The following is a 16,356-nucleotide window of genomic DNA, read 5'->3' on the forward strand; positions in this document are numbered from 1 at the left end:
ACGAGGTCTCAGCTCTGCCGCCGTGCCATCCGCGCGGCCAGCTCGTCGTCGCGGTTGCCCGAGTGCTGATAGCGCATCGCTGCGCCCATCGACGAGTGGCCGAGTCGCGCCATCGTCTCGCGCGGGGTCGCTCCCGCCTGCGCGTAGCGCGTTCCCGCGTAGTGGCGCAGGGCGTGGAACGGCATGTCCGCGCGGCCCGCGGCCGTGCGCGCGGCGTCCCAGTGTCGCCAGAACGCGGACTGGGCGAGGAACGACGCGCCATCTCGAGCGGGGAACAGGAGCGCGTCACCGATCAGGCCGCGCACATGCTCGGCGACGATGGCCGCGTCCTCGCCGAAGATGCCGACGCGCCGCACGCCCGCATCGCTCTTCGTTTCGCCTGGCACGATCCCCGCCTCGGTGCGCACGACGCCGCGGCCGACGTCGAGACGCACGGCGATCACCGCGCCATCCTCGCCGCGCTCGACCGTGACGTCCTTCGCGCGTAGCGCCGTAGCCTCGCAGTAGCGCAGGCCACCGATCGCCGCGACGATGACGAGGGCGCGGAACCTCGGCGCGATCGCCTCGAGGATGGCGCTCAGCTCCGCGTCGGTGGGAGGCGTCACCGTTCGGCCAGTGTGCGTCGACTGGCCGCCCTTCACGGTGCAGGGGTTCTCGTCGACGAGCTTGTCGGCGACGGCTGTCGTCATGATCGCGTTGAGCAGGCCGTAGGCGCGGGAGGTCTGCGTCTTCTTGCCCGTGGCGAGCTGTGCCGACCGCCACGACCGCACCTTCGCGGGCGTGATCTTCGCCAGGGGGAGCGCGGCCAGCTCGGCGAGTGGCCCGCCAGCGTCGTCGGCGTCGTCGGGATCTGGCGCTCGCAGGAGGCGCTTGTACTCGTCGCGAGTGCGCGGGCGCAGGTGATCGTCCTTGCTGTTCGTCCGATCCTTGAGCCACGCCTCGGCGTAGTCGCCGAGCGTGCGCGACGAGGCGCCCTTGCGCTCTGCCTTCACGGTCGGGGAGAGCCACACACCGCGCGCGATCTCGCTTCGCTGATCGGCCAGCCACGCCTCGGCGTCACCGCGGTTGTCGAACGTCATCGGGGCGTTGTAGCGCACGCCGTCGGGAGCGACGTAGGGCGTGTCTGACAATAACTCCAGGGGCCTGGTGACACCCTGGAACGCATGTCTCGTTTCCAGACGCTCTCCGACGCCCAATGGGAACTGATCGCCCCGATGCTCCCGACCCGCACCGGCCGGCGGGGCCGGCCGTTCTCGGATGCCCGCACGATGGTGGAGGCCGTCATCTACCGGTACCGGTGCGGGATTCCCTGGCGGGATCTGCCCGAGGTCTACGGACCCTGGCAGACCGTATGGACCTGGCAGCGGCGCTTGGCCGCTGAGGGCACCTGGGACACGGTGTTGGCGACGCTGACCGCTGCCGCGGACGCCGAAGGTCTCGTGGACTGGTCGGTCTCGGTGGACTCCACGATCGCCCGCGCACATCAGCACGCGACGAACACCACCCGCCTCACAGGGGGCTGGATCGAACTACAAGAATCCGCGGGATGAGCCGGCCGATCACGGGATAGGACGCTCACGGGGCGGGCTGAGCACGAAGATCCATCAGTGGGGTGTGACACTTCTTGTAGACGGTCGTTACCAGGAAGGAACGACAGGCAGAGATGTCTACGAATCGCAGGAAGTTCACTGAGGAGTTCAAGGCCGACGCGGTCCAGCTCGTCGTGCAGGGCGGCCGCCCGATCGCGCAGGTCGCGCGGGAGTTGGAGATCAACGAGAGCTCGCTCGGGTACTGGGTGAAGGCGTATCGGGCCCAGCACCCCGACCCGGAGACGGCGCCGCCACCGGTGGAGGCCGCGCGGATCGCACGGTTGGAAGCGGAGAACCGGCGGCTCGCGGAGGAGAACGCGTTCTTGAAAAAAGCCGCGGCCTTCTTCGCGAAGGAGCAGCGGTGAGCGAGAAGTTCACGCTGATGCACGCGGAGAAGGCCACCTTCACGATCGAGCTGATGGCGCGCCTGCTCAGCGTCTCACGCGCCGGCTACTACGCGTGGGCGAAGCGGCGGGACACGATCCCGCCGACCACGGCGCGGAGGGTGTGGCTGTCTGGTGTGATCACGCAGATCCACGACGACTCGCACGGGGTGAACGGGTTCCGGCGGGTGCTCGCCGAATTGTCTCGCCGCGGGATCGCCGCGTCGGAGGGTCTGGTCCGCAAGATCATGCGGGAGGCGGGGATCTTCGGGATCCAGCCCCGCTCCAAGAAGCGCACCACGATCCCCGCCGACGACGTGGTGACCCGCCCCGATCTGCTCAAGCGGGACTTCACCGCCGACCGGCCCGGGGTCCGCTTCGTCGGCGACATCACCTACCTGCGCACCGGGGAAGGGTGGCTGTATCTGGCGACGGTGATCGACCTGTTCAACCGTGAGGTCGTGGGCTGGTCGATGGCTGAGCACATGCGCACCGAGCTGATCGGCGACGCCCTCACGATGGCCCATACCCACGGGCGCATCGAGTCGGGCGCTCTGTTCCACTCGGACCGCGGAAGCCAGACTGGGCTCAACCGGTGGAAGCAACACCTGATCGGAGGGTGTTGTGGGACGACCGTCAGATTGGATGAAAGAAGTGACGGGGCGGGCGCCGATGCGTTCGCCCGGCCATCCCGGTCATCCGCGTGCAAGGGAACGTGAGTTCTGGGCAAAGATCAGCACCGGGCTACTCCCGACTGAGGCTGGGATCGCGCTCGGCGTGGCTCCTGTCGTCGGATCGCGTTGGTTCCGACAATCAGGCGGTATGACACCGTATTCGTGGCCAGCGCCGTCTGGCCGATATCTGTCGCTCGCTGAACGGGAAGAGATCGCGATCCTCCGCGCAACGGGCGTGGGGGTGCGCGGGATCGCCAGGGCCGTAGGCCGCAGCCCCTCGACGATTTCCCGAGAACTGCGCCGCAACGCCGCAACGCGAGGCGGCAAGCTCGAATACCGCGCGTCGGTTGCGCAGTGGAAGGCGGAGCTGTTCGCGAGGAGACCGAAGGTCGCGAAACTGGTCGCGAATCCACGGCTGCGCGAGTACGTGCAAGACCGGCTTTCCGGGCAGATTCACCGCGCGGATGGGAGCGTGGCCGTTGGGCCGACCCCGCCGCGATGGACCGGGCAGAACAAGCCCCACCGGAAGGACCGGGGCTGGGTTCTCGGGTGGAGTCCGCAGCAGATCGCGAACCGGATCAAGCTCGACTTCCCCGATGATGACAGCATGCGCATCAGCCACGAGGCCATCTACCAGGCGCTGTTCATCCAGAGCCGCGGAGCGCTCAAACGCGAGCTCATCCTGTGTCTGCGCACCGGGAGAGCACTGCGAATGCCCCGAGCCCGGTCCAAGCGGGTGCCATGGGCCCACGTGAGCGCTGACGTCCTGATCAGCGAACGGCCCGCGGAAGCCGAAGACCGGGCCATCCCGGGCCACCACGAGGGCGACCTCATCATCGGCATCAACAGATCCGCGATCGGCACCGTCGTCGAACGGACCACAGGATTCACCACGCTGGTCCACCTGCCCCGCGAGCACGGATGGCGCGAACAACCCATCGTCAAGAACGGCCCGGCGCTGTCCGGCTACGGGGCACTGTCGATGAACAGGGCGCTGGCGGCAGCAATGAGCACGCTGCCCGCGGAACTCAAACGCTCCCTGACCTGGGACCGCGGGAAAGAGATGTCCGCCCACGCTCAGTTCACCATCGACACCGGCCTGAAGGTCTACTTCGCCGACCCTCACAGCCCCTGGCAGCGAGGCACGAACGAGAACACGAACGGACTACTCAGGCAGTACTTCCCGAAGGGCACCGACCTCTCCCGCTGGACCCCGGACGACCTCGCCGCCGTCGCCCATGCCCTCAACACCCGACCGCGTAAACGCCTCGACTGGCGCACCCCTGCCGAAGCACTCAACGACCACCTAGCATTGCTGCAAACAAGCGGTGTTGCGACGACCAGTTGAATCCGCCCAGTACACCTCTGACGAGTACGCCAAGCTCGCGGGCCGTTTCGGGGTGCGGTTGTCGGTGGGAAGGACCGGGGTGTGCTGGGACAACTCGGTCGCCGAATCGTGGTTCTCGATGCTCAAGAACGAGATGTACTACCGGCAGTCCTTCGCGACCCGGCGGCGAGCGAGATTCGCCGTGATGCAGTACATAGAGGTGTTCTACAACCGCCGCCGGCTGCACTCCACCCTCGGCTACCGCACCCCCGCCGAGACCCGGGCCGCCTACTACGCCCAGACCGCAACCGCGGCCTGAAATCCACAAAGAGATCGTCTACGAAGCTTGACACAGCCCAGTCACGTCTGACATGGTCGTCGTGCACGGCAGGACCCGGCCGGCGATGCTTCCGAGAGCCCTTGCGGCGGTGCGCGGCCGAGAACATGCCCTCCTGCGAGCACACCCGCCACACGCGACGCTCAGACACCTGGCAGCCGTCGTCGACGAGTTCGTCGGAGATGAGCCGGTACCCCTGACAACGGTCCTCATCCCACACGTCCCGGGCAGCGTTGATCAGATGCGCCTCGTCCCAGTCGCGATCGCTGACCGGATTGGCCAGCCACTGGTAGTACGCCTGCTTGGAGAAGCCGAGGACCCTGCACGCCACCGCGACCGACACCCTCACGGGGGCGCCGGCCGCAGCCAGTTCACGGACGAGCGGGAACACTATTTTGGGGACGCAGCACCGATCCGAAGGTTCGCTTGCGAAAGATACGCCGCGGCCTTCCGGAGGATCTCGTTCTCCATCTCCAACTCGCGGATCCGCTTGAGCATCTTCGCCTGCTCACGCTGCCCGTCCCGATCGCTCGACGCCGCCGGCGCGATCCCGCGGCCGGCCAGCTCGACGTTACGCACCCACGCCTGCAACGCCGACTTCGAGATCCCCATATCCGCGCAGACCTGCTTCTGCGACATTCCCTGCGTGAGCACCAGAGCGACCGCGTCGCGCTTGAACTCCTCCGAAAACTTCACCGGCCTGACTTCATCCTTCCCGCCCCGATCCTTCAGATCAAAGCAGTCACAGAGTCAACCAAAGCTTCAGCATTCCCCTTCGATCAGCAGCCGGCGGGCGTGACCGTTGCCGGTCTTGGTGATCCCGCCCAGTGCCCGTGACGCCCCGGACGAAGACTCCGACGGGGTCAGGCCGACATAAGCGCCGATGCGGTGCCCGTCCAGGCGGGTCCAGTCGCCGATCTCGACCGCGAGACCGAACCCGGTCAGCGTCGACACGCCCCGCAGGCAGCAGAGCCGGTTCACGACGTCGGTGAACTCGCTGTCCGCGGCCATACGGGTGATCGCCGCGTCGAGTCTGTCGCGTCGATCTACGGCCTGGATCATCGCTTCGTAGGCGGCGTCGAACGCGGCCTGCAGACCGACCAGCTCGAACCACTGCGATCGCAGCCACCCGTCGTGCGCGACGGTCCAGGCCTTTCCGCCCGTGTACTGGATGCCTTGCCGCAGCAACAGCTTGCTGACCCGGTGCCGGGCGGACATCAGATCGCCGCGGGCATCCTCGCGGGCGCGCACCAGATCCCTGGCCGCTTCGGACTCGACGCTCGGGACGACCACCTCAACGATCTCCCCGAGACGCAACAGGCGGGCCAGATGGACCGCGTCGCGCGCGTCGGTCTTCACCCGGTCACCGACCGGGCGCTGCAGCTTCGACGGCGCCGCGACCACGCACCGCACCCCCGCCGCCGTCAACGCGCGGGCGAGGCCGAACCCGGTCGGACCGGCCTCGTACGTCGCCGCGACCGGGCCCGGCAGACCCGTCACCCATGCGACGATCTCCTCGGTGCTGGAGCCCATGCGTCGCTGCACGAGCTCCCCGGTTCGCTCATCGATCGCGGCCGCGACCACGCTCCGCGCGTGCACATCCAGCCCGACACTCGTACGCTCAGATATCAACTGGGGCCTCCCTCACGTATGTGGATAGGCGAAGCCGGAAGACCGGCTCGCAACCCACGGTCTACGCGAGCGGAGGCCTCAGGCTCAACCACTCATAGCGTCTAGCTGTACTGACCCAGATCGTTGTTGACGTAGGAGAGACCTCCGGGGTCGAGTTGGAGCTGTCTAAGTTCTTCAGCTCAAACGCACGGAGGTCTCTCTTGTCTCACGCTAATGCCCGGCTGACTCCGGCCGGCCGGTTGATCATGGTTCAGCGCATCCAGTCGGGGCGTGCGGTCGCGCATGTTGCCGCGGAAATGGGGATCTCCCGCACGACCGCGTGGCGGTGGTGGCGCAGGTTCCGGGAGTGCGGCCCGGCGGGCCTGATCGATCGTTCCAGCGTCGCCCGCTCCCACCCTCGCCAGACCAAAGCGTGCGTGGAGGCGAGGGTGCGGATCATGCGGCACCTCACTCGGCGTGGGCCGGTGTTCATCGCTGACAAGCTCGGCTTGCAGGCCTCAACGGTCGGTAGGGTGTTGCGCCGCCACCACGTGCCGTTGCTGCGGGAGCTGGACCCGGTCACGGGGTCCGTGATCCGCGCGACCCGCCGATCCGCGCAGCGTTACGAGCATGATCATCCCGGGTCCCTGATCCACGTTGATGTGAAGAAACTCGGCCGTATCCCCGACGGCGGCGGATGGCGTCTGCATGGCCGCGGGCAACGTCCTGCGCGCAAGCGGGGCCTGGGTTACGACTACGTGCACACCGTCATCGACGACCATTCCCGAGTTGCTTACGCGGAGATCCACGACGACGAGAAAGGCACCACCGCGGCGGGTGTGCTCGAGCGGGCGATCGCGTTCTACGCGCGCCTCGGCGTCACAGTCGAACGCGTCATCAGCGACAACGCGTTCGCTTACCGCCACTCGGCCGCGTTCAAGGCCGTGGTCGACGCGCACGGCATCCGACAGCGGTTCATCAAACCGCACTGCCCCTGGACCAACGGGAAAGTCGAACGCCTCAACCGCACCCTCGCCACCGAGTGGGCCTACGCCCGCCCCTGGAGCTCGAACGACGACCGAAAAGCAGGGTTGACGACCTGGCTCGACTACTACAACCTAGACAGGCACCACCTCGGCATCGGAGGCCGCACCCCCATCGACCGAATCAACAACGGTCGAGGTCAGTACATCTAGCTGTACTTCCTCGGGAGGTTGTGAACGGGTGAGGTAGGCGAAGACCTCCGGGCAGGATGTGGGTTACCACACTCGCATCCTGACCACGGAGGTCTTCGTGTCTCACGCTAACGCGCCTTTGACGCCGGAAGGGCGTCGTCGTCTTGCTGTCCTCGTCGTGGATCGGGGCTGGTCGTTGCGGCGGGCAGCGGAACGGTTCCAGTGCTCGCCCGCGACGGCGAAACGGTGGGTCGACTGGTATCGGGCCGGGCTGCCGTTGACGGACCGCAGCTCGAGGCCGCAGACCTCGCCGAACCGGCTCCCGCGGAAGACGGAGCGGAGGATCGTGTCGTTGCGGTTCACCCGCCGGTGGGGTCCGCACCGGATCGCGTATCACCTGGGCCTTGCCCGCTCGACGGTCGGCCGGGTGCTGGCCAGGTATGGGATGCCGAAGCTCGTGAACATCGATCAGGCCACCGGGCTGCCAGTCCGAAAGCCGACGCCGAAGCGGTACGAGGTTGCAAGACCGGGCCAGCTGATCCACGTCGACATCAAGAAGCAGGGCCGGATCCCTGATGGCGGCGGCTGGCGCGCCTTCGGCCGCGGATCGGCGCAGGACCGTGCCGCGGCATCCGTCCGTGACAAGGCCGCACGGGCAGGAGCGGCCGGCTCCCGCGGCTACCGGTATCTGCACCACGCCGTCGACGACAACTCGAGAGTCGCGTACTCGGAGATCCTCGACGACGAACGCAAGGAGACCGCGGCAGGGTTCTGGACCCGCGCGAACGCGTTCTTCGCGAGCCTCGGAGTCACGGTCACCGCCGTGATGACAGACAACGGCGCGTGCTACCGGTCACACGCGTTCGCGGACGCGCTCGGCGACGGCGTGAAGCACAAGTGGACAAAGCCGTATCGGCCACAGACCAACGGAAAGGTCGAACGCTTCAACCGCACCCTCGCCGCCGAATGGGCCTACGCCAAGCCCTACGCCAGCGAAGCAGAGCGAGCCGCGGCATACGAGACCTGGCTGCATCACTACAATCACCACAGACCCCACACCGGGATCGGAGGCCAGACCCCCTCAGCCCGCGTTCACAACCTCACGGGGAAGTACACCTAGCTCGCCTGCAGACGTCCGCTGCGCTGCGTCTTGATCTTCCCCCAGCTCGCCCGCGTGGCCGATCGCTCGCGGCCGAGCGCGTCCGTGATCGTCGCCTTCGCCTTCCGTGCCATCCCTCGCACCCTCTCCGCGCCCCAAACGCGCCCTTAGATTTGTGAATCCGTGTCCGCGCGTGTCCGCTTATGACCATAGCGCGACACGCCGACATACCTCTAACTACGCGCGCGCGAGGCGATGCATCCGCACTGTGGCGCGGGAGGCCGATTCTGCCTCCTGTACTGGTTCGATCCCAGTATCGCGCACCGACCAAAGCCCCCGGCCTCGCCGGGGGCTTTTCTCGTCGCGGCAGTCGTTATCGTGGGGCCATGTCGTCGCAGCACGCCTCCTCGCCGTGCGGTTTCTCTGCTCCTCCGCGGCAGCGGCGCGGCGGCGCCTACCTCGTGGTGTTCGCGGGGTTCGCGGTTTCTCTGCTCCTCGGTCTCACGCAGCTGAGGTTCGCGTCGACGTACTGACGCGCGCGGTCGTCGCCCGGCTAGGCTCGCGGCATGGCCGATCTCGTGCTCACCGTCGTCGGCGACGATCGCGCCGGACTCGTCTCCGCCCTGGCCGACCGGGTCTCCGCCGCGGGCGCGAACTGGGAGCAGAGCGAGCTCGCCGAGCTGGCCGGCGCGTTCGCCGGAATCGTGCTGGTGAGCGTTCCCGACGACCGGCTGGACGAACTCACGGACTCTCTGCGCTCGCTCGACGGTCTGCTGAAGGTCGCGGTGCACGCCGGGGGAGCGCCCTCCGCGGCGGCATCCGACGATGCGGCATCCCACGACGTGCACCTGCTCGAGGTGACCGTGCTCGGGAACGGCCGGCCCGGCATCGTGCGCGACGTGTCAGCCGCGATCGCGGCGCACGCCCTGTCGATCGAGACTTTCCGCAGCCGCACGCTGGCGGCTCCCATGGCGGGCGGCACGCTGTTCGAGGCGACGGCCGCGGTGCGACTACCGGCGGGGGCGGATGCCTCGCAGATCAGGGCCGCACTCGAAGAGCTCGCGAGCGAGATCCAGGTCGATCTGACGGTGGTCTGACGCTCGTGGACGAGCGCCCGGGCGAAGACGACCCGGCGGTGGTCGCTGCTGCCGTCGGCGTCGAGCTGCGGGCCGGCGCCGACCGCACCGTGCGGCGGACCAGCAGGCGTACATGAAGTCGGACATGCCGTTCCTCGGCGTGCGGGTGCCGCAGGCGCGCGCCGTGGCACGCCGGATCGGTCGGGATGCCTCACCCGAGACCGTCCTCGCCGTCGTAGGCCTGCTGTGGGATGAGGCGACCCACCGCGAAGAGCGATACGCCGCACAAGCCCACCTCCGCGCCCGGCGCGGTCGGCGCGCTCAGCGCAGGGCGAGGGGCGCGACGGCGCACGCGACCACGAGCGGCGCGGCCACGGCGCCCGCGAGCACGGAGCGCCGCCATGGCGCGTCGATGCCGACCCCGCGCAGCCGCTCGTGCCAGAGGATGGTCGCAAGGGACGCCCACGGCGTGACGAGCGGGCCGGCGTTGACGCCGACGAGCAGCGCTGCCAGTCGCGCGGGGGAGTCGCCGACAGGTTCGAGGGCGAGGTAGGCGGGCAGGTTGTTGATCGTGTTCGCGCCGAGTGCGCCGACGCCCGCCGCACGCCAGAGTGCCGGCAGGTCGTCGCCTGAACCGGTCGCAGCCGCCAGCAGCATCGGCAGGCCCCTGCGCCACGTCGCCGACCGCCAGGAACAACCCCGCAGCGAACAGGACCAGCTGCCAGGGCACGACCGAGGCGCTCAGGCGGCGGGGCGAACGCCACGCGAACACGGCAATGAGCACGAGAGCTCCGAGCGTCGTCGGCATCCACGGCGCCAAGCCGCTCACGAGCAGCGCAAGCATCACGACGAGGACGATCGCAGCGACACGCAGGAGCGTCGGATCGCTCACCCATGGCGTCGGTCGGGGCACAAAGCGCCCGCGCAAGGCGCGCCGGTGCAACACCCAGAGCAGCAGGGCCGTCACGACCACCGCCACCACCGCCGACGGGCCGAGCAGCCCCACGAACGCCGAGAGCCAGTGCCACGGCATCCATCATGGCCCCGCGATAGGATCGAGACATGGATTCCGTTCGCGTCATCGTCGCCGCTGCCGCGGCGCCCTCGACACGAACGCGTCAGGCCTGAGCGGGCGGAGCGCGGCAGGCGCTCGAAGCTGAGTCGCCTTTCCGAGCCACCACCTATGGAGTTGTTCCCTTGACCGATGTCTCACCCGCGGCCGACGTGTCCTACCCGGCCGACGGTTTCGCCCTCTTCCCCGATCGTTCCGTCATCGCTCTGCGCGTCAACGGCGAGCTGAAAGACCTCGCCACGGCGGTGCACTCCTCCGACGAGGTCGAGCCCGTCACGGTGGAGAGTCCCGACGGGCTCGCGATCTTGCGCCACTCGACGGCGCACGTTCTCGCACAGGCGGTGCAGCGCATCCGCCCGCAGGCGAACCTCGGCATCGGACCGCCGATCACCGACGGCTTCTACTACGACTTCGGTGTCGCCGATCCCTTCACGCCCGAAGACCTCAAGGCGATCAAGAAGGAGATGGAGCGCATCGTCCGCGAGGGCCAGCGGTTCGTCCGCCGGGTCGTCACCGAGGACGAGGCGCGCGCCGAGATGGCCGACGAGCCGTTCAAGCTCGAGCTCATCGACCTGGCCGGCGGGCCCGGATCGGGAGCGAACGCGGCCGAGGGAGCGTCGGCGGAGATCGGCGCCGGCGAGCTCACGATCTACGACAACGTCACCAAGGACGGCGAGACGGCCTGGCGCGACCTCTGCCGCGGACCGCACGTGCCCTCCACGCGCCTCGTCGGAAACGGCTGGGACCTCACCCGCATCGCGGGCGCGTACTGGCGCGGCAGCGAGAAGAACCCGCAGCTGCAGCGCATCTACGGCACCGCATGGCCCACGAAGGACGAGCTGCGCGCCTACCAGGCGCGCCTCGAAGAGGCTGCCAAGCGAGACCACCGCAAGCTCGGCAAGGAGCTCGACCTGTTCTCGTTCCCCGACGAGATCGGTTCGGGGCTCTCGGTCTGGCACCCCAAGGGCGGTATCGTCCGCGGCGAGATGGAGCAGCACGCGCGCCGCCGCCACATCGCGGGCGGCTACACCTACGTGTACACGCCGCACATCTCCAAGGAAGACCTCTTCCTCACCTCGAACCACCTGGTGACGTACAAGGAGGGCATGTTCCCGCCGATCGTCATGGATGAGGAGCGGGATGCCGAGGGCAACATCACCAAGCAGGGCCAGGACTACTACCTGAAGCCGATGAACTGTCCGATGCACATCCTCATCTACAAGGAGCGTGCGCGCAGCTACCGCGACCTGCCGATGCGTCTCGCCGAGAACGGCACGGTGTACCGCAACGAGCTCTCGGGCGCCCTGCACGGTCTCACCCGCGTGCGCGGGTTCACGCAGGACGACTCGCACCTGTTCGTGACCGAGGATCAGCTCGAGACCGAGGCGACCCGCGTGCTGGAGTTCGTCATCTCGATGCTGCGCGACTTCGGCCTCGACGACTTCGAGCTCGAGCTGTCGATGCGCGACGACGAGAAGTCGAAGTGGATCGGCTCGGATGAGTTCTGGGAGTACTCGACCAACGCGCTGCGCAACGTCGCCGTGGCATCCGGCCTCAAGCTCACCGAGGTGCCCGGCGAGGCCGCGTTCTACGGTCCGAAGATCGACCTCAAGACGCGCGACGCGATCGGCCGCACCTGGCAGCTCTCGACGGTGCAGGTCGACCCGAACCTGCCCGAGCGCTTCGGCCTGGAGTACACCGGCCCGGACGGCGAGAAGCACCGCCCGATCATGATCCACCGGGCGCTGTTCGGCTCGATCGAGCGGTTCTTCGCGATCCTGCTCGAGCACTACGCCGGCGCATTCCCGGTGTGGCTCGCGCCCGTGCAGGTCGTGGGCATCCCCGTCGCCGACGACTTCGCGCCCTACCTCGACGAGATCGTGACGCGGCTGCGCGAGCGGGGCGTCCGTGCCGAGGTCGACCACTCCGCCGACCGCATGCCGAAGAAGATCCGCACGCACACCACGCAGAAGGTGCCGCTGCAGCTCATCGCGGGCGAGCAGGACCGGTCGGCGGGCACGGTGTCGTTCCGCTTCCGCGACGGGTCGCAGACCAACGGCATCCCCGTCGACGAGGCGATCGAGAAGATCGTCGCCGCGATCGGGTCGCACGCGCTCGTCAACACCGCGGAAGACCTGGCGTGACGGTCGAGGATGCCGGCGACGCGCGCCTCGAGCAGGCGAGCGAGTTCGCCGGCGTCCCCGACGGCTTCCAGCGGCTGTGGACTCCGCACCGCATGGTGTACATCAACGCCGGCGCCGACGTGAACCGCGGCGACGGATGCCCGTTCTGCGCGGCGCCGCAGAAGTCGGATGCCGACGGCCTGATCGTCTACCGCGGGGTCACGTCCTACGCGCTGCTGAACCTCTTCCCGTACAACTCCGGGCACCTGCTCGTCTGCCCCTACCGCCACGTCGCGACGTACGATCAGGCGACCGAGGAAGAGGTCGCCGAGATCGGCGCGATCACCCAGACCGCGATGCGGGTGCTCCGCCAGGTCAGCAACTGCGACGGCTTCAACATCGGCATGAATCAGGGTGCCGTCGCGGGCGCCGGGGTCGACGAGCACCTGCACCAGCACATCGTGCCGCGGTGGGCAAGCGACGCGAACTTCTTCCCGATCATCGCGCGCACGAAGGCCCTGCCGCAGCTGCTCGGCGAGGTGCGCGAGGCCGTGGCATCCGCCTGGCCGGCCTGATCGCGCCGCGCCGGCTCAGCGCACGCGCGTGACGGCGAACTGCTCGCGCGGGTGCGCGTAGAACTCCTGCGCCTCGACGAGCTGCAGCTCGCGCTGACCCGACTCGTACGTCAGCTGCAGCAGGTCGAACACGCTCGAGACGGTCTTCGAGAGTGCGGATGCCGCGTCGCCGGTCGCCCGGTAGTGCGCCGTGAACAGCGCGGCCGTGACGTCTCCCGACCCATTCGCCTTCATCGGGATGTGCGGCGTCTGCACGATCCACGCGCCCTCGGCGTCGGCGGCGAGCATCTCGATCGTGCCCTCCGGGCGGTCGGGGCGCTCCACGCTCGTCACGAGCACCGTCGAGGGGCCCATCGCGCGGGCGGCGTCCACGGAGGCGAGCGTCGAGTCGAGGTCGGTCGGCTCGGTCTCGGTGAGAAAGCCCAGCTCGAACTGGTTCGGCGTGACGATGTCGGCGTTCGGCACGACCCGCTCACGCAGCAGCACCGGGATCGCCGGGGCGACGAAGCATCCGCTCTTCGCGTTGCCCATCACGGGATCGCACGCGTACACGGCATCCGGGTTCGCCGACTTCACCCGCGCGACCGCGTCGAGGATCACGTCGCCGATGCCGTCGCTGCCCTGATAGCCCGAGAGCACGACGTCGATCTCGCCGAACACGCCGCGCTCCTCGATGCCGATGATCACGTCGCGCACGTCGTCGGGTGAGATCAGCGGCCCGCGCCACGCCCCGTATCCGGTGTGGTTCGAGAAGGTGACGGTGTACACCGGCAGCACCTCGACGCCGATGCGCTGGAGCGGGAAGACGGCCGCGGAGTTTCCGACGTGGCCGTACGCCACGGCCGACTGGATGGAGAGGATCTTCATGACGGGTTCGCCCTGCTTTCGGGGGATCGGGGATCGGATGCGGACGGCGCGGCCGCGGCGGCCGCGACCGTCCGGGCGGCGACGAGGTCGGTGACGAGGCGTTCGGCGTCGGCGTCGTCGAGGTCGTGCACGGTGAGGCGGAGGTGCCGGGAGGCCGCGGCGCCCGCGAGCATGAATTCGTCGCCGACGCGCGCGAGCCAGCCGCGGCGCATGAGCTGCTCGGCGACGAGGCGCGCGGGCGCGCCGACGTCGAGCCAGAGGCTCAGTCCGTCGCCCGCGCGGGTCGGCAGTCCGGCAGCGTCCAGGCGTCGGGCGAACGCGGCGTTGCGTTCCGCATAGTGCGCGCCGGCCGCCTGGATCTGCGCGGTCACGTCGCCGTCGGTCAGCATCGCGACGGCGAGGCGCTGCAGCAGGTGGCTCACCCAGGTGGTGCCCGGGCTGAGGCGGAGCGCCAGCCGCTCGGCGGTGTCGGGATCGGACGCGGCGACCGCGAGGCACATGTCGGGCCCCAGGAACTTCGACACCGAGCGCACGAGCGCCCAGCGCTGATGCGCGGGACCGATCACGGAGTGGTACGGCTCGGGGGAGAGCAGCGAGAAGTGGTCGTCCTCGATGACGAGGACGTACGGATGCCTCGCGAGCACCGCGCGCAGCGCCTCGGCGCGCTCTGCGGTGAGGCTCGCTCCGGTGGGGTTCTGCGCGCGCGGGGTGCAGACGACGGCGCGCACCCCGGCGTCGAGTGCGGCCTGCAGGCCCTTGACCGTCATGCCCTCGTCGTCGACGGGGACGGCGACGGGCCGGTAGCCGCCGAGGCGCACCGTGTTGAGGCTCGACAGGAAGCACGGGTCTTCGAGGGCCACGGCGTCCTCGCGCGTGAGCGCCTGCGAGAGCAGACGGTCGATCGCGTCGGACGCGCCCCCGGTGATCGTGAGCGCGAACTCGCGCTCACCGCCGACGGCGTCGCGCATCCAGTTGGTCGCCCACGCGGCGAGGTCCGGGTCGATGACCGGCTCGCCGTAGAGCACGGGCCGCCCGGCGGCGCGGCTGAGCGCTCGCGAGGGGTCGGGGATCCGCGCCGGGTCGGGGTTGCCGGTGCCGACGTCGCGGAGCACGCTGCCCGCGGCGAAACCCTCCTGCGGCATCCGGCGCACCGCGGCGAGGCGGGTGCCCGCGCGGCCGCGAGACTCGACGATGCCCGCCTGCGCGAGCTGGCGGTACGCGGCGACGACGGTGTTGCGGTTGATGCCGAGCGCATCGGCGAGCGCGCGCACAGAGGGGAGCGCGTCGCCCGCGGTGAGCTGCCCCCGCTCGGCGAGCTCGCGCACGCTCTCCGCGATCTCGCCGGCGGTGCGGCCCACGATCGGGGGCGCGGGCACGTCGAGGATCATGCGCCCAGCCTATGACACGGGTCATGCTACGTTTTGGCCTAGGTCATAATCCGGACTTTTGAGAGAGGCATCCATGTCTGCATCCACCACCGGCACCTCGCGCGTCAAGCGCGGCCTCGCCGAGATGCTGAAAGGCGGCGTCATCATGGACGTCGTCACCCCCGACCAGGCGAAGATCGCCGAGGACGCCGGGGCGGTCGCCGTGATGGCGCTCGAGCGCGTGCCCGCAGACATCCGGGCGCAGGGCGGCGTGTCGCGGATGAGCGACCCCGACATGATCGACGGGATCATCTCCGCCGTGTCTATCCCGGTGATGGCGAAGGCGCGCATCGGACACTTCGTCGAGGCGCAGGTGCTGCAGGAGCTCGGCGTCGACTACATCGACGAGTCGGAGGTGCTCTCGCCCGCCGACTACGTCAATCACATCGACAAGTGGGACTTCACGGTGCCCTTCGTCTGCGGGGCGACGAACCTCGGCGAGGCGCTCCGGCGCATCACCGAAGGCGCCGCGATGATCCGGTCCAAGGGCGAGGCCGGCACGGGCGACATCTCCGAGGCGATGAAGCACATCCGCACGATCCGCGGCGAGATCGCGGCGCTCCAGGCGCTGCCGAAGGACGAGCTGTACGTCGCCGCGAAGAACCTGCAGGCACCGTACGAGCTCGTCGCGGAGGTCGCGGCGGCCGGCGCGCTGCCGGTCGTCATGTTCGTCGCCGGCGGGGTCGCGACGCCGGCCGACGCCGCCCTCATGATGCAGCTGGGCGCCGACGGCGTGTTCGTCGGCTCGGGCATCTTCAAGAGCGGCGACCCGGCGGCCCGGGCGGCGGCGATCGTCAAGGCGACGACCTTCTTCGACGACCCGAAGGTCATCGCCGAGGTCTCGCGCGGCCTCGGCGAGGCGATGGTCGGCATCAACGTCGCCGATCTGCCGGCCCCGCACCGGCTCGCCGAGCGCGGATGGTGACCGCCCGGCGGCGGCTCTGCCGGCGGCTCCGGCGCGTGGCGTCATCAGGCGTCGGAGAGGTGGGGCTGGTGTGTACGCGCGGTGCGCGGCAGGTGA

At 69.1% G+C, this 16,356-nt stretch carries 13 protein-coding genes and 6 pseudogenes; 12 read left to right on the forward strand and 7 right to left on the reverse strand.

Annotation, left to right across the window (positions count from 1 at the left end; all coding sequences use genetic code 11):
• Nucleotides 1-8: 8 nt before the first annotated feature.
• Nucleotides 9-1,130, reverse strand: a complete 1,122-nt coding sequence (locus FHX68_RS02965) for a tyrosine-type recombinase/integrase (protein WP_141381590.1) — start codon at nucleotides 1,128-1,130, stop codon at nucleotides 9-11.
• Nucleotides 1,131-1,163: 33 nt separating this feature from the next.
• Here FHX68_RS02965 and FHX68_RS15690 point away from each other — a divergent pair.
• The 4 genes and pseudogenes from FHX68_RS15690 to FHX68_RS02985 all read left to right on the forward strand — a co-directional run.
• Nucleotides 1,164-1,611 (forward strand): annotated as a pseudogene (locus tag FHX68_RS15690) (IS5 family transposase); the annotation flags it as partial.
• A 52-nt stretch (nucleotides 1,612-1,663) separates the two neighbouring features.
• Nucleotides 1,664-2,550, forward strand: a pseudogene (locus FHX68_RS02975) (IS3 family transposase); the annotation flags it as partial.
• 67 nt (nucleotides 2,551-2,617) lie between these two features.
• On the forward strand, nucleotides 2,618-3,994 hold the full coding sequence (locus FHX68_RS02980; protein WP_141381637.1) for an IS30 family transposase: 1,377 nt from the start codon (nucleotides 2,618-2,620) through the stop codon (nucleotides 3,992-3,994).
• A gap of 10 nt (nucleotides 3,995-4,004) precedes the next feature.
• Nucleotides 4,005-4,292, forward strand: a pseudogene (locus FHX68_RS02985) (integrase core domain-containing protein); the annotation flags it as partial.
• 112 nt (nucleotides 4,293-4,404) lie between these two features.
• Here FHX68_RS02985 and FHX68_RS16295 read toward each other — a convergent pair.
• The 3 genes and pseudogenes from FHX68_RS16295 to FHX68_RS03000 all read right to left on the reverse strand — a co-directional run.
• Nucleotides 4,405-4,701: pseudogene (locus FHX68_RS16295) on the reverse strand (IS3 family transposase); the annotation flags it as partial.
• Nucleotides 4,701-5,006 carry a transposase gene (locus FHX68_RS02995; protein ID WP_170219038.1) on the reverse strand — a complete coding sequence of 102 codons (306 nt, stop codon included), beginning with the start codon at nucleotides 5,004-5,006 and terminating at the stop codon, nucleotides 4,701-4,703. The pseudogene FHX68_RS16295 and the gene FHX68_RS02995, both read right to left, overlap by 1 nt.
• A gap of 78 nt (nucleotides 5,007-5,084) precedes the next feature.
• Nucleotides 5,085-5,942, reverse strand: a pseudogene (locus FHX68_RS03000) (IS110 family RNA-guided transposase); the annotation flags it as partial.
• Between the two features lie 200 nt (nucleotides 5,943-6,142).
• Here FHX68_RS03000 and FHX68_RS03005 point away from each other — a divergent pair.
• The 5 genes and pseudogenes from FHX68_RS03005 to FHX68_RS16400 form a co-directional block, all read left to right on the forward strand.
• Nucleotides 6,143-7,117 (forward strand): IS481 family transposase, encoded by a 975-nt coding sequence (locus FHX68_RS03005; protein WP_141920031.1) that lies wholly within the window; start codon nucleotides 6,143-6,145, stop codon nucleotides 7,115-7,117.
• Nucleotides 7,118-7,214: 97 nt separating this feature from the next.
• Nucleotides 7,215-8,216, forward strand: a complete 1,002-nt coding sequence (locus FHX68_RS03010; protein ID WP_141920034.1) for an IS481 family transposase — start codon at nucleotides 7,215-7,217, stop codon at nucleotides 8,214-8,216.
• Between the two features lie 365 nt (nucleotides 8,217-8,581).
• Nucleotides 8,582-8,728 carry a hypothetical protein gene (locus tag FHX68_RS15100; protein ID WP_170214239.1) on the forward strand — a complete coding sequence of 49 codons (147 nt, stop codon included), beginning with the start codon at nucleotides 8,582-8,584 and terminating at the stop codon, nucleotides 8,726-8,728.
• Nucleotides 8,729-8,761: 33 nt separating this feature from the next.
• A complete protein-coding gene (locus FHX68_RS03015; RefSeq protein WP_141380653.1) occupies nucleotides 8,762-9,292 on the forward strand; it encodes a glycine cleavage system transcriptional repressor in 531 nt (176 codons plus the stop codon).
• Nucleotides 9,293-9,416: 124 nt separating this feature from the next.
• A pseudogene (locus FHX68_RS16400) lies at nucleotides 9,417-9,536 on the forward strand (DNA alkylation repair protein); the annotation flags it as partial.
• A 56-nt stretch (nucleotides 9,537-9,592) separates the two neighbouring features.
• Here the strand turns inward: FHX68_RS16400 and FHX68_RS15440 are convergent.
• On the reverse strand, nucleotides 9,593-9,928 hold the full coding sequence (locus tag FHX68_RS15440) for a transporter permease (RefSeq protein ID WP_176583100.1): 336 nt from the start codon (nucleotides 9,926-9,928) through the stop codon (nucleotides 9,593-9,595).
• A gap of 540 nt (nucleotides 9,929-10,468) precedes the next feature.
• Between FHX68_RS15440 and thrS the strand changes: the two genes are divergently transcribed.
• Nucleotides 10,469-12,487 carry a threonine--tRNA ligase gene (gene thrS, locus FHX68_RS03025; RefSeq protein WP_141380655.1) on the forward strand — a complete coding sequence of 673 codons (2,019 nt, stop codon included), beginning with the start codon at nucleotides 10,469-10,471 and terminating at the stop codon, nucleotides 12,485-12,487.
• Nucleotides 12,484-13,041, forward strand: coding sequence for an HIT family protein (locus tag FHX68_RS03030; protein ID WP_170214240.1), 558 nt, complete (start codon nucleotides 12,484-12,486; stop codon nucleotides 13,039-13,041). The genes thrS and FHX68_RS03030 overlap by 4 nt, the downstream gene beginning before the upstream one ends.
• A gap of 15 nt (nucleotides 13,042-13,056) precedes the next feature.
• Here the strand turns inward: FHX68_RS03030 and pdxY are convergent, their stop codons facing one another.
• Both pdxY and FHX68_RS03040 read right to left on the reverse strand, forming a co-directional pair.
• A complete protein-coding gene (gene pdxY / locus FHX68_RS03035; RefSeq protein WP_141380656.1) occupies nucleotides 13,057-13,908 on the reverse strand; it encodes a pyridoxal kinase PdxY in 852 nt (283 codons plus the stop codon).
• On the reverse strand, nucleotides 13,905-15,296 hold the full coding sequence (locus tag FHX68_RS03040; protein ID WP_141380657.1) for an aminotransferase class I/II-fold pyridoxal phosphate-dependent enzyme: 1,392 nt from the start codon (nucleotides 15,294-15,296) through the stop codon (nucleotides 13,905-13,907). Before FHX68_RS03040 ends, pdxY begins: the two co-directional genes overlap by 4 nt.
• A gap of 73 nt (nucleotides 15,297-15,369) precedes the next feature.
• Here FHX68_RS03040 and pdxS point away from each other — a divergent pair, with 73 nt between their 5' ends.
• The gene (gene pdxS / locus FHX68_RS03045; RefSeq protein WP_141380658.1) at nucleotides 15,370-16,260 is read left to right on the forward strand and encodes a pyridoxal 5'-phosphate synthase lyase subunit PdxS; all 891 of its coding nucleotides are present in this window, start codon (nucleotides 15,370-15,372) and stop codon (nucleotides 16,258-16,260) included.
• Nucleotides 16,261-16,356 lie beyond the last annotated feature (96 nt).

Origin of the sequence: Microbacterium lacticum, from assembly GCF_006716815.1 — a bacterium.
Taxonomy (GTDB): domain Bacteria; phylum Actinomycetota; class Actinomycetes; order Actinomycetales; family Microbacteriaceae; genus Microbacterium; species Microbacterium lacticum.